9 protein-coding genes are annotated in these 12,942 nt (G+C 53.0%); 5 read left to right on the forward strand and 4 right to left on the reverse strand.

The features are described from left to right. Nucleotides 1–17: 17 nt before the first annotated feature. On the forward strand, nucleotides 18–2,744 hold the full coding sequence (gene acnA / locus BOC67_RS18685) for an aconitate hydratase AcnA (RefSeq protein WP_291912336.1): 2,727 nt from the start codon (nucleotides 18–20) through the stop codon (nucleotides 2,742–2,744). An 83-nt stretch (nucleotides 2,745–2,827) separates the two neighbouring features. Here the strand turns inward: acnA and BOC67_RS18690 are convergent, their stop codons facing one another. Next, nucleotides 2,828–5,065: a cation:proton antiporter gene (locus BOC67_RS18690; protein WP_291912337.1), complete on the reverse strand. Its 2,238-nt coding sequence runs from the start codon at nucleotides 5,063–5,065 to the stop codon at nucleotides 2,828–2,830. 285 nt (nucleotides 5,066–5,350) lie between these two features. Here BOC67_RS18690 and BOC67_RS18695 point away from each other — a divergent pair, with 285 nt between their 5' ends. After that, a complete protein-coding gene (locus BOC67_RS18695; protein ID WP_291912340.1) occupies nucleotides 5,351–6,247 on the forward strand; it encodes a YihY/virulence factor BrkB family protein in 897 nt (298 codons plus the stop codon). Nucleotides 6,248–6,264: 17 nt separating this feature from the next. Here BOC67_RS18695 and BOC67_RS18700 read toward each other — a convergent pair whose 3' ends face one another. The 3 genes from BOC67_RS18700 to BOC67_RS18710 all read right to left on the reverse strand — a co-directional run bounded on the left by BOC67_RS18700 (nucleotide 6,265) and on the right by BOC67_RS18710 (nucleotide 10,281). Continuing rightward, nucleotides 6,265–8,370, reverse strand: coding sequence for a type IA DNA topoisomerase (locus BOC67_RS18700; RefSeq protein ID WP_291912344.1), 2,106 nt, complete (start codon nucleotides 8,368–8,370; stop codon nucleotides 6,265–6,267). Between the two features lie 39 nt (nucleotides 8,371–8,409). Further along, a complete protein-coding gene (locus BOC67_RS18705; protein ID WP_291912346.1) occupies nucleotides 8,410–9,783 on the reverse strand; it encodes a polysaccharide lyase 6 family protein in 1,374 nt (457 codons plus the stop codon). Between the two features lie 87 nt (nucleotides 9,784–9,870). Continuing rightward, a complete protein-coding gene (locus tag BOC67_RS18710) occupies nucleotides 9,871–10,281 on the reverse strand; it encodes a response regulator (RefSeq protein WP_291912348.1) in 411 nt (136 codons plus the stop codon). A gap of 178 nt (nucleotides 10,282–10,459) precedes the next feature. On the opposite strand from BOC67_RS18710, the gene BOC67_RS18715 reads away from it, so the two are divergent. From BOC67_RS18715 to BOC67_RS18725, 3 genes are all read left to right on the forward strand, one after another. After that, complete coding sequence (locus BOC67_RS18715; protein WP_291912350.1) at nucleotides 10,460–10,843, forward strand: hypothetical protein; 384 nt, start codon at nucleotides 10,460–10,462, stop codon at nucleotides 10,841–10,843. Nucleotides 10,844–10,999: 156 nt separating this feature from the next. Continuing rightward, nucleotides 11,000–11,809 carry an MbnP family protein gene (locus BOC67_RS18720; protein ID WP_291912353.1) on the forward strand — a complete coding sequence of 270 codons (810 nt, stop codon included), beginning with the start codon at nucleotides 11,000–11,002 and terminating at the stop codon, nucleotides 11,807–11,809. 5 nt (nucleotides 11,810–11,814) lie between these two features. Further along, nucleotides 11,815–12,942 carry a cytochrome c peroxidase gene (locus tag BOC67_RS18725; RefSeq protein ID WP_291912355.1) on the forward strand — a complete coding sequence of 376 codons (1,128 nt, stop codon included), beginning with the start codon at nucleotides 11,815–11,817 and terminating at the stop codon, nucleotides 12,940–12,942.

The following is a 12,942-nucleotide window of genomic DNA, read 5'->3' on the forward strand; positions in this document are numbered from 1 at the left end:
GGTCTAAAACTATACTAATGCAAGCAAAAATAGCCTCGCTGACAGCGCTGGAAAAACAGGGGAAGCAAATCTCCCGGCTCCCGTTTTCCATCAGGATACTATTGGAAAATGTATTGCGCAATCACGATAAGTTTGCCATCACGGACGAGCATGTGGACACCTTGGTGAACTGGACGCCTGCGCCCATCGATAAAGAAATACCCTTCAAACCTGCCCGCGTGCTGATGCAGGATTTCACCGGCGTGCCGGCCGTGGTGGATATTGCCTCTATCCGTTCGGAAGTGATACGCAGAGGAAAGGACGGTACCCGCATCAACCCGCTGATCCCCGTGGACCTGGTAGTGGACCACTCCGTGCAGGTGGACTTCTACGGCACCAATTACTCCTATACGAAAAACGTAGCCTACGAATACGAACGCAATACAGAACGTTACCAGCTGCTGAAGTGGGCGCAGCAGGCATTCGAAAACTTTACCGTAGTGCCGCCTGGCATGGGCATTTGCCACCAGGTAAACCTGGAGTACCTTGCCCATGGCGTGATTGAGCGCGATGGCTGGATATTCCCTGATTCACTGGTGGGTACGGACTCGCATACGCCGATGGTGAACGGTATTGGGGTGGTTGCCTGGGGCGTCGGGGGGATAGAAGCCGAAGCGGCCATCCTCGGTCAGCCGTTGTATTTCACCTGTCCGCAGGTAGTGGGGCTTAAACTCACCGGCCGCCTGTCAGAAGGCGTTACCGCTACAGACATGGTATTGGCAATTACGGAACTACTCCGTAAATACGGCGTGGTCAACAAATTTGTGGAAGTATTCGGCGATGGGCTGGATCACCTGACGGTGCCTGACCGCGCCACGATCTCCAACATGTCCCCTGAATTTGGCTGTACCGTTACCTACTTTCCCATCGACGATCAGACGCTGCGTTACATGCGCCGCACCAACCGCCCGGAGGAACTGGTGCGCAAGGTGGAAGAGTACTGCAAGGAAAATATGCTGTGGCGTACCGGGGAAGAGGCGATACAGTACTCGGATGTGCTGGAGCTGGACCTCTCCCGCGTAGAATCCTCCGTGGCAGGCCCCAAGCGCCCGCAGGACCGCATCCCCGTAAAGGAGGTACATGCCCGTTTTGAAGAGCTGCTTGGTAAGGAGTTCAAACGAATGTACACGCCGGAAGGCAAGCGCCGGGATACGGCCTGGCTTTCGGAAGGGGGTTCCGGTACTACGTTTACCTACGAAATCCAGAAGCCCACGGAAGAAGTGGAGATAGAGCAGGATAGTTTACAATCCGTCAGGATAAAACTCAAAAACCAGGAATATGTACTGAGCGACGGCGCTGTGGTGATTGCCGCCATCACCAGCTGCACCAATACTTCCAATCCCAGCGTTATGATCGGCGCGGGGCTGGTGGCCGCCAAAGCGGTGGCCCGCGGCCTGGCCGTGAAGCCCTGGGTGAAAACCAGTCTGGCGCCGGGTTCCAGGGTAGTAACGGAGTACCTTAAACGCAGCGGCCTGCTGACGGACCTGGAAGCGCTACGCTTCCATATCGTAGGTTATGGCTGTACGTCCTGCATTGGGAACAGCGGCCCGTTACCGCCGCACATCGCCGAAGCGGTGGATAAGGGCAACCTCGTAGTGGCATCCGCGCTATCCGGCAACCGTAACTTTGAAGCGAGGGTACACCCGCAGGTGAAAATGAACTTCCTTGCCTCGCCGATGCTGGTGGTAGCTTACGCGCTGGCAGGGCGTATTGATACGGACCTGCTGACCGAGCCGCTCAGCTACGACCCCAACGGCGAGCCCGTGTACCTCCGCGATATATGGCCTACCCAGGAAGAGATCAATGAAGCTATTGAAAGGGCTGTGTTCCAGTCGGATTACGCGGAAACCTACCGCGTGATATTTGACGGGGATGATCAGTGGCAGGGACTTTTGGCCCCGATGGGGGATAACTACCACTGGAGCCGCAACAGCACCTACATCCGCGAAGCGCCCTTCTTCGAAAACTTGCCTGACGCGCCCACGCCGCCACGGAATATTGAAGGGGCGCGGGTGTTGCTAAAACTAGGCGATTCTGTGACGACGGATCATATCTCTCCCGCAGGGTCCTTTAAAGCAGATACCCCCGCCGGAAAGTACCTGATAGACCACGGGATTGACCCGCGTTTATTCAACTCCTATGGTTCCCGCCGCGGCAACCATGAAGTGATGATACGGGGCACCTTTGCGAATGTGCGTATTAAAAATGAGCTCTCGCCGAAGGAAGGCGGCTTTACGACGGTGATCCCCTCCGGCATGGTGATGTCCGTGTACGACGCGAGCGTGCAGTATGCGCAGCAGAAAGTACCGCTGATCATACTCGCCGGTAAGGAGTATGGCAGCGGCTCCTCGCGGGACTGGGCTGCCAAGGGTACCAACCTGTTGGGCGTAAAAGCCGTACTGGCAGAGAGCTTCGAGCGCATTCACCGCAGCAACCTGGTAGGCATGGGCGTGTTGCCGCTGGAATATATCAACGGCCAGACGGCAGCGCTGCTGGGGCTTACCGGCACGGAGCTGTACAATATTACCGGCATCGCGGAGGACCTGCAACCCGGCAAGCTCCTAACGGTAACGGCTATACCGGCGGAAGGGGAGAGTATTGTATTTAATGTAAAGTGCCGGTTGGATTCGGCGATTGAAATAGCTTATTATACCAATGGCGGCATCCTGCAATATGTGCTGCGGGATTTTCTGCAAAAAGCGTAGGCAGGCTGTAAATGAGCATGGGCGGGCCAACTGGCCCGCCCATGCTTGTATTCCCGGAAAGCAGGATGCGTTTTAAGGGGGTATCATCCCCGGAAGTCCTGTATCCGCTTGCGGTTACCCACGAGCCAGACAACATCTTCCCATTCAAACACGGTATCGGAAGATGGGTTTAACATCTTCTCGCCGCCTCTCGCGATACCTACCACCAGGGCTTGCGTCCGCTCGCGAATGCCGGAGTTACGGAGCGTTTTACCGGTGAGGCCATTGTTTTCATCCACCACAATACTAACCAGGCCAATATTTTCACTGCCGCCGTTTTCGTCCGCTTTCACGTGGCTGATACTGCTGCTGGCGATCTTGTTGAATTCTTCCAGCTGGCTGTCGTTCCCGATAACGGTGATCTTATCGTAAGGGAACAGCTTTTCGTAGCGGGAAGGCGTGTAGATAGTGACATCGCCGCGGCGGATAGCCCCGATGTTGATGCCGTATTTTTCCCGGAGTTGCAGTTGTTCCAACGGGATATCGATGAGGGTACTCCACGGATCGATGTCGATTTCACTCACCTGTGCATCCCAGGGGAGCGTTACCAATTGCTTGGCTTTTGCCTCTTCCGCCGCGGTTTCACGGGCGTTGAGGTTGGTGAGGAAACGTTTTTCGATACGGTTATAGAATTTCTGCAGCTGGCTTCTTACCAGGATCAGCACGACGAGCATACCGAGGATAGTGCCTATGAGGGCCGGCAGCAGGGAGAAGAACTGGTTGATGAAGAAACCGACGATGAGTACCGCTGCGATGCTGCGCATGAGCTCTGCTACTACGAGCGGGCCGCGGTTGTACTTGGAATCGAGCCAGAGCGCCTTGTAGGCATTGCTTTGGATCTTTTGCACGACCATCGCCCAGATGAACGGCGCCATGGCAATCATGCCGAGCAATACGGTGGCGATGCGGGCCCAGAACGGGTTGGTGAACTGTTTCATGAAGAACGGCCCGATGTAGTACTTGCACAGCAGCGTGATGGCCAGCATCAGGATACCGTTGAGCACTATCACGCGAACGTATGAACGCAGTACGCGCTTCCAGTCGCTTTCCCCTTGCAGAGTCTGGGAGCTGGCGGAGTACCGGTTGAGGGATTCCATCCATTTTGCCGGCAGTACTTTTTCCAGCCAGTTATAGAATGGCATGGCAAACTTGATCATGTACGGCGTGGTGAAAGTGGTGATGGCGGAGGTTCCCACGGCTACGGGGAAGAGGAAGTCGCTCGTAACGCCGAGGGTCATACCCAGCGTAGCAATAATAAACGCGAACTCGCCTACCTGCGCCATACTCATACCTACCTGCAGGGCCTGTTTGAGCGGCTGGCCGGAGAGGAGGGCGCCCAGGGTGGTGCTTACGCATTTACCCACGATGGTGAGCAGGGTAATCCAGAGTACGGGCCATCGGTATTCGATGATCATTTCCGGGTTGATGAGCATACCTACGGATACGAAGAAGATAGCGCCGAACAGGTCTTTAACGGGTTGTATCAGGTGTTCTACTTTTTCAGAAGAGGTGGTTTCCGCAATGATGGAGCCCATGATGAAGGCGCCGAGTTCAGCGGAGAAACCTACTTTGGTGGCGAGGATCACCATGCCGAAGCAGAGGGCTATACTAATTACCAACAGCGTTTCGCCGTTGATATATTTTTCCATTCTCTTTAAGAAAGTTGGCAGCAGGAAGATGCCGGCAATGAACCAAAGTGCGAGGAAGAACATCAGCTTGCCGATGGTAAGCATCATTTCAACGCCTTCAAACTGTTTGCTGACGGCCATTGTAGAGAGCAACACCATCATCAGGATCACTACTATATCTTCAATAACGAGTACGCCGAAAACTATTTTGGTAAAGGATTTCTTTTTGATACCCAGCTCCTCGAAGGCGCGTATGATAATGGTGGTGGAGGAGCTGGCGAGCAAGCCGCCGAGGAAAATACTATCCATGAAGGACCATCCCATCCATTGCCCTACAAAGTAACCGGCAACGGTGATGCAGGCAATTTCCGTGAAGGCCGTAATGGCGGCGGTGCCTCCTACCCGCATTAATTTTTTAAAGGAAAATTCAAGGCCCAGGGAAAACAGCAGGAATATCACCCCGATTTCAGACCAGGTTTTGATACCTGTGGTATCCCCGATGGAAGGGAATAAGCTGAAGTTAGGACTTACGATAAAACCTGCAATTATATAACCCAGCACCATGGGTTGCTTCAGCCGCCGGAACAGGAGGGTGATTATTCCAGCGGCGCCCAAAATCAAGGCCAGGTCAATAATTAGTTGTGGTACATGCATACAGAAAAGGTTGTTTAATTACGCGTGAATATTCTTTGTGCCAGCACGGGAAACGTGCTATTCTATTGATCAAAGCCCGGAATCGAGATTCTTTGTCTGCTCGCTAATATATTAATTTTTTTCGAGGAAACCGCGATCAGGTGCGGATTCCCTCATTGGTTGCGGTGCAAATGAAGATGCCGGTGGCGATTATTTTTATCGCTGTCCTTATTGTATTGCATTCCTGTGTTGGGTATTTTTTGGTATGGTATTTTTTACAACAGCCTGCGTGTCGTAATTTCGTGTATGCGTTGGAAGAGACTGTTCACAGCCTTTAAGGAAGCTTTTAAAAACCTTATGATCAATGATCCGCTGCGATTGGCGGGCGCGACTGCTTTTTTTGCCACGTTTGCGCTGCCGGCCATCCTCGTGATCCTGATACAGTTGCTGCGGCTGATCTTCCGGGTGCCCCGTTCAGGGAGGCGTTTATTTGAGCAGCTGGAAGGCATCATCGGCGTGGAAACTGCCCGGATGGTAGCGGAAACGTTGCAGGCTATACGGGGCATTGCGCAAAATCAGCTGATCACCATCCTGGGATTTGTATTCCTGCTTTTTGTTGCCACTACGTTATTCAAGGTGATCAGTAGCAGCCTCAATCAATTGTGGAGCGTGCGGGTGGTAGATAAGGAGAACTTCTGGGATATACTGCTGGCGCGGCTCAAAGGCTTGCTTGTCATCTGTTTCATCGGCGTGATTTTTTTGGTGGACCTTGTGGCCAGTGCAGCGCAACAACTGATCGGCCGCTTCATTGATTATTATGTACCTGCCTTTGCGGGTTACTTCAACAGTACTTTAAATTATGCCATCTCGGTGGTTACCGTTACCATCTGGTTTGCGCTGGTATTTTATTTTCTCCCCGCCGGCCGCCCCCAGCGGAAGGTATTGTTTACCGGCGCGTTTGTGACCAGTATCCTGTTTAACATCGGGAAGCTGATCCTGCGTGTGGCGTTAAACTACAGCAGTATCAATAACATTTACGGCGCATCTGCCAGCACGGTGTTGCTGCTGCTTTTTGTATTTTATACGGCGATGATATTTTATTTTGGCGCTGCTTTTACCCGTGCATGGGCGGAGGTGAACGGGCAAACCATCATTCCACGCCGGCATGCGGCCAGTTATAAACTGACCGTGGTGCAGGATTAAAATGCGGCGGCAGGATGTTATTCCACTTCCACCGCAAATGCTTTCGTGAGTACCAGCTTGCCTTCTTTCTCGCTGCCGTCCGGCATTTTAAGACCTTTTATCTTTCCTGTTTTGGATTTGGTGATCAGATCGCCCAGCTGTTTGTCGGATAATTTTTTTCCGAACACTTCAAACGGCACCTTGAATCCGCATACCTGGAAGTTGCTGCAGCCATAGGCGGTATTGCCTTTTTTCAGCGGATGGGATTTGCATTTAGGGCATTGCAGCTCCTGTATTTCGGGAGCAGGCTTCCTGGGCGCCCTTGGTTTCTTCGGCTTCTCTTCCGCGGCAGGCGGGGCTTCCGGCGCAATGGTGATTACTTTGTAGCTGCCGGTTTTCACTTCTTTGGTCAGGTCGATGACCATCTGGATCAGTTCCTGTTTGAAGGTTTCCATGGCGTATTCGCCTTTTTCGATCTGCCGCAGCTTCAGCTCCCACTGGCCGGTGAGTTCCGGGCTCTTGAGGATTTCGGTTTGTATGGTATCGATGAGGTCTATGCCGGTTTGCGTGGCGTAGATGTTCTTTTTCTTTTTGTCGATATACTTGCGTTTGAACAGGGTTTCGATGATGTTCGCCCGGGTGGAGGGGCGGCCGATCCCGTTGTCCTTCAGCATTTCGCGCATTTCCTCGTTTTCCACTTGTTTGCCGGCCGTTTCCATGGCGCGCAGCAGCGTCGCCTCCGTGTAGGGCTTGGGCGGCGTGGTTTTGCCTTTGTGGATGCGGGGTTTATGCGGTCCGGATTCGCCCACGGTAAACTCCGGGATAATTTTTTCGCCTTCTTCTTCCTCGTCCTTTTGGTCGTTGGCGTACACTTCCTTCCAGCCGGGTTCGAGGATCTGTTTACCCGTGGCCTTGAATTCTACCTGCCCTACTTTTCCCAGCACCGTGGTGTTGGAGATTTTACACTCGGGGTAAAAGGCGGCGATGAAGCGCCTGGCCACGAGGTCGTATATACGTTTTTCTTCAAGCGGCAACCCTTGCGGATATACGCCGGTAGGGATGATAGCATGGTGGTCCGTCACCTTCTTATCGTCGAAGACGGTTTTGAGCTTGGGGATAGGCTTGGCCAGCAGCGGCGCGGTGAGCGCGGCGTAAGGCGTCATATCCTGTAAGATGCCGGGGATTTTTGGATGCAGGTCTTCGGAGAGGTAGGTGGTATCTACGCGGGGGTAGGTCACCAGCTTTTTCTCGTAGAGGTTCTGGATATATTTCAGCGTATCGTCCGCAGAGAAGGCGAATTTTTTATTGGCGTCCACCTGCAGGGCTGTGAGGTCGTACAAGCGGGGATTGCCTTCCTTGCCTTCCTTCTTTTCGAAGCTCGTAACTTCAAACGGGTGTTCCTTGAGGTAGGCGAGGCCTTTGTTGGCCTTCTCGATGTTTTTGAGTCGCTCTATGGTAGCGGTAAATTCCGTTTCGCGGTAGATGGTTTTCAGTTCCCAATATTCCTCTGAAACGAAGGCGTTGATTTCCTTCTGCCTTGCCACGATCATGGCGAGGGTAGGCGTTTGCACGCGGCCTATGGAGAGGACTACTTTTCCTACGGCGAATTTTTTCGTGAAGAGGCGGGTGGCGTTCATACCGAGGAGCCAGTCGCCAATGGCGCGGGCGCTGCCCGCTGCGTACAGGTTGTTGTATTGTTCGCTGTCTTTCAGCTGCTGAAAGCCGTTACGTATAGCCTCCTCGGTTAGTGAAGATATCCACAACCTCTTGACGGGGGCGGTACATTTGGCTTTCAGCAGTACCCAGCGTTGGATCAGTTCCCCTTCCTGGCCGGCATCCCCGCAGTTGATGACCTCTTCGCATTGTTGCACCAGCTGTTCAATTACCTTGAACTGTTTTTCCACCCCGCTGTTTTCTATCAGCTTAATGCCGAAGCTGGGCGGGATCATGGGGAGGTCTTCCAGCCGCCAGTATTTCCACTGTTCAAAATAATCATGTGGTTCCTTCAGGGTACAGAAATGCCCGAATGTCCAGGTGACCTGGTACCCGTTTCCTTCGTAATATCCATCCTTTCGTTGAGTGGCCCCTATTACGGTAGCGATGTCGCGCGCTACGCTGGGCTTTTCAGCAATACAAACCTTCATACCTGCATTAAAGGTCCGAAGATAAGAAATGCTGCTAAATTACTTAGCCAGGCAACCTGTTTCCGCGGCGGTGAGGGCGTGCGCAGCGATGCGTGCAGGGGAGAGCTGATCGGCGCCGGCATCCAGCGGGGCTGTGCGCGGCTGGCCATCCATATCCCACACGATACCGGGTACGGGCGCTTTGCTGGCAGCGGCGGCAGGACTTCCATTGGCGAGCCGCCAGATGCCCTGTTTATCCTGTTGCAACCGGGGGTTGACTTCCCGGAAGGCGCCTGCGGGCATATCGCCGGGGCCTGCCGTTTGATAGAGGTAGTTGCCGGTCCATACCGCGCCGGGGTAGGGGCCTTTGATTTGCGCGGCTGCATGGCCGCCTTGTATGATGTTATAGGCTACGGTAACGAAGGTGGCGCCGAGGCCGTTTTTCCGATCCGGGAGTTCGATATTGCCTTTGTTGTTCACGAGGGTGTTGAAGCCGATGTACACGGAGTCTGGCCGGTCGTGGCAGGTGAGCAGGCTTCCCGTGGCTACTTCCCCGTCCCCGTTGCCGATGGTGATGGCCACCTGGCAGTTTTCAAAATAGTTGCTGAAGATGAGGTGATGGTCCCCGAAGATGCGCAGGCCCGGCGTGTTGAAAAAGTAGTTGCCATACACCTGGCAGTAGTTGCCGTGGCGGAGGGTGAACTGTGCTTTGGAATCGCGTACGGTGTTGTAGCGCAGTATCACCCCGGAGGATTTAACGGAGATCAGTTCGTTTTCGCCGGCGCAGTTTTCAAACAGGTTATGTTCCACGATGCTGTTGCTGGCAGACATGCTGAAGCCGCTGAGGCCGAACTGCAGCGCTTCCGCGCCGTTGCCGGTTTGCGGTTTGAAGTCGTTGAAGTAGTTATGGTGAATCCAGAGGCGTTCGGCAATCTGGCTGCCCTGGCCGCGTACGGCGATGAAGCGGCCCATGCTGTTCTTATGCTGAAAGGTATTGTAATCCACCTGGTGATCGCTGCCGGCGAGCAGCAGGTATTCCCCATCGCCGGCGGTTTCAAACAGGTTGCGGGTAAACCTGCAGAAACGGGTGCCGGGGGCGGTTTTGGTATGGTTGGAGCGGTGGGTGAATTTGAAGCCGGAGATATCCACGTAGGCGGCAGGGCTCACCAGCATGAAGCCGCCGTTGCCGCCGATGGTCGCGCCCAGCGGCGATGCTGCGCGGATGGCGATATGTTTGTCGGCTGTGCCGGCGCAGGCGATGGTAATATCACCTTCGGTGGTATAAGTACCGTTGGCAAGGATGATTTCATCGCCGGGCGCAGCTTTTTGGATGGCCTGTTGCAGGGCGTCGATGGTGTTGACGGTAATTTTTGCTGCCATGGCAGGGATGGAGAGCATCATCGCGGAGATGACGCATAAAGCCTGTATTTTCATTTCGCGGATCTAAGTTATTCCGCTAAAGTAAGCTTTATTGCAAACGATTGCAAAGTGGATGGCAGAAAAATGATATGCGGTAATAGCTTAATTTCTCAACATGTGTTTGAATTTGTTTTCCAGCACATTGCGGATGCTTTCGCACAAATCAGTGAAGGAACTGGGTTTAGTCATAAAGAACTGTGCGCCGAGTTCCATGGATTCATTGAAATCTTCCCGCATGGCGGAGGTGGACAGCATGATGATTTGAGTGAGTTTGAGGTGCGCGATTTTTTTGAGGGCACTGAGGCATTCCTTACCATTCATCAGCGGCATGTTAATATCCAGGAAGATGAAGTCGGGGATAGAGACGCTTTTATCCTGTAATTTGGAGATGGCTTCTACGCCACTCTCAAACACAAGCGCGTCGGTGCCGGGAGCGACCTCCTGTAATGCGTCGCAAAACAGTTGCCTGTCGTCCGCATCATCATCTATCATCATAATAGTACGCTTATGCATGGTTTATGTTTTGTTTTAGCGCCGGGTTTTCCAGGTACCAGGTTATTTTAGGATTAGAGATTCTCTGCTTTAGATATGGTGGCTTAATAAAGATAGTAAATTGATATGGAAATAACTATTTTAATTCAACTTATTGTTATATGCCCTACCTTTGCGCGCAACTCACTGTAGCTCCATCATGCATAAGAGAATCATAGCGCTGATTTTGCTGCTGGCCTGGTTTGGCCAGCTGTCCGGCCGTTATATCATGCTGCTGGAGTTCTATATCACGCAGGATTATATTGCAGCCAACCTGTGTGAGAATCGCGACAAACCAGCACTGCATTGTAACGGTAAATGTCATCTGCGCAAGCAGTTGAATGCAGAGGAAAAACGTAACCAGGATAACCCTGAACGTCGCGCGGAGCAGAAGGCCGAAGTGCTGTATGCGCCTGCTGTTGCAGTGATGTTGCCCCGCCCTGTGTCTGCCGATCTGACACAAACTTTCAACATCATTGCTACCATCGGTTATCCTGTTGATCAACCGGATACCATCTTCCACCCGCCGGCATTTGCCGCATAATCTCCGCTTATTTTTTCGTTGAATTTTTATTACAACTATTGTTGTGACATCATTTGTATGTCCATACAATAGCTTGTTGTACCATTTATTTTCCTTTGGCTGCCGGGCCTGTTCCGGCGGCAGGACTTCTATTGCTTATACTCAAAAAATGATTGTATGAATCGTATATATATCGTATTGCTGACCGTAGTGTTTATATTCTCCGCCTGCTCCAGGAAAGAGACGGTTGAGCCGGCCGGCAACGGGCAGCTGGCCACGCTTTCCGTACAGTTTGACAACATCGTTGGCGCTAAGAATTTGCAGTTGAATACCGGCGTGTATGTGAATGCAACCGGTGAAACGTTCCGCATTTCCCTGTTACAATATTATATCAGTAACATCAGCGTGCAGGATGCTAACGGTAAAGCCTATACGGTGCCGCAGGACAGCAGTTATTTCCTCGTCAGCGAAGAAAATGCGGCTTCGCAGTTTGTGAAAGTCCGCGTACCGGAAGGGGATTACCAGCGGCTGACGTTTACGCTCGGCGTAGACAGTCTGCGTAATACCATGGATATCAGTAAGCGCACCGGCGTGCTCGATCCTTCCACGGGCATGGACAACGGGATGTACTGGAGCTGGAACAGCGGGTATATTTTCTTTAAGATGGAAGGTGCTTCGGATGCTGCGCCTGCGGACCCTTCCGGCCAGCATAAATTCCGGTATCATATCGGTGGTTTCGGCGGTTACAGCGCCCCAACTATCAATAATATTAAAACCATCACTATCGATCTGCGCCCTGCAGGCGTGGCTAAGGTGCGCAGCGGCCGGGAAGCCAATGTACACCTGTTGGTGGATGTTATGCAGGTTTTTAACGGGCGTACGAAGGTGAGCATCGCGCAAAATCCTACGGTGATGTTCAGCAATTTCAGCACCGGGATTGCGGATAATTATGCGGAGATGTTTACGCATGATCATACTGAAAATTGATGGGTATGGAACGTAGATTATTTAGCACCGAGGGGCGGTTCGTAATGCAAGATAGGTTATGGATGAAGATGCGTGGGATGCTGTTACGCTCCTACGGCAAGCTAACCGCTATGCACCACAGGTTATGGATTACCCTCCTCGCCACATCACTGATCAGCTTCTCCTGCTCCCGCACAGAAAAAGATGCGCCCTTCCAGGGCTTCACCACCCCGGCCAACTTTCCCGCGCCGGTGTACGACCTCGCCCGCAACCCTGTTACCAGTGCGGGCTTTGAACTGGGGCGCCAACTTTTCTACGAGCCGCGGTTGTCCAGGAACAATACCATCTCCTGCGGGGATTGCCACCTGCAAACCTCCGCGTTTACCCATCATGGCCATGACGTCAGCCATGGTATTGACGACCGCCTGGGGAGCCGCAATGCGCCTCCCATCATGAACCTGGCCTGGCACCCTTCGTATATGCTGGACGGTGGTATTTTCGACCTGGACCTCCAGCCCATCGCGCCCATCACCAACCCCGTAGAAATGGATGAAACCATGGAAAACGTGCTGCAAAAACTACGGGGCATGCCCGCCTATACGCGGCTGTTTGAAAAAGCATTCGGCACGCCGGAAATCACCACTGCCCGCTTTAACAAAGCCATGGCGCAATTCATGGTGATGGTAGTCAGCAACCATTCTAAGTACGACGAGGTAATGCGGCATAACGGCGCGGGCTTTTCCCCTGAGGAGGCGGCCGGCTATGAAGTGTTTAAGCAGCAGTGCAACAGCTGCCACCGGGAGCCGCTCTTCTCTGACTTCTCCTTCCGCAACAACGGCATCGGGGCCGGGCCCAATGATGACAAGGGGAGATATGAGATTACGCTCAACCCAGCCGACGCATACAAGTTCAAGGTTCCCTCATTAAGAAACCTTGGCTTTACCGCGCCTTACATGCATGATGGCAGGTTCCGGACCCTCGAAGGGGTGCTCGGGCATTATGAAAAGGAGATCCAGCCCATGGCTACGCTGGATCCTTTGCTGAAGGAGGGTGTACATCTCTCCCCAACCGACAAAAAAAACCTGCTGGCATTCCTGCAAACGCTGAATGATACCAGCTTTATTACTGACCGGCGCTTTGCCGAACAACCTTGA

It is taken from the genome of Chitinophaga sp. CB10 (genome assembly GCA_001870995.2).
Lineage (GTDB): Bacteria > Bacteroidota > Bacteroidia > Chitinophagales > Chitinophagaceae > Chitinophaga.

What these genes read in the sequence shown, in the direction of transcription:
- BOC67_RS18720 (WP_291912353.1), top strand. Translation starts at nt 11,000, where the DNA reads ATGAATCGTATATATATCGTATTGCTGACCGTAGTGTTTATATTCTCC.
- BOC67_RS18695 (WP_291912340.1), top strand. Translation starts at nt 5,351, where the DNA reads ATGCGTTGGAAGAGACTGTTCACAGCCTTTAAGGAAGCTTTTAAAAAC.
- BOC67_RS18705 (WP_291912346.1), bottom strand. Translation starts at nt 9,783, where the DNA reads ATGAAAATACAGGCTTTATGCGTCATCTCCGCGATGATGCTCTCCATC.
- BOC67_RS18715 (WP_291912350.1), top strand. Translation starts at nt 10,460, where the DNA reads ATGCATAAGAGAATCATAGCGCTGATTTTGCTGCTGGCCTGGTTTGGC.
- acnA (WP_291912336.1), top strand. Translation starts at nt 18, where the DNA reads ATGCAAGCAAAAATAGCCTCGCTGACAGCGCTGGAAAAACAGGGGAAG.
- BOC67_RS18710 (WP_291912348.1), bottom strand. Translation starts at nt 10,281, where the DNA reads ATGCATAAGCGTACTATTATGATGATAGATGATGATGCGGACGACAGG.
- BOC67_RS18700 (WP_291912344.1), bottom strand. Translation starts at nt 8,370, where the DNA reads ATGAAGGTTTGTATTGCTGAAAAGCCCAGCGTAGCGCGCGACATCGCT.
- BOC67_RS18725 (WP_291912355.1), top strand. Translation starts at nt 11,815, where the DNA reads ATGGAACGTAGATTATTTAGCACCGAGGGGCGGTTCGTAATGCAAGAT.
- BOC67_RS18690 (WP_291912337.1), bottom strand. Translation starts at nt 5,065, where the DNA reads ATGCATGTACCACAACTAATTATTGACCTGGCCTTGATTTTGGGCGCC.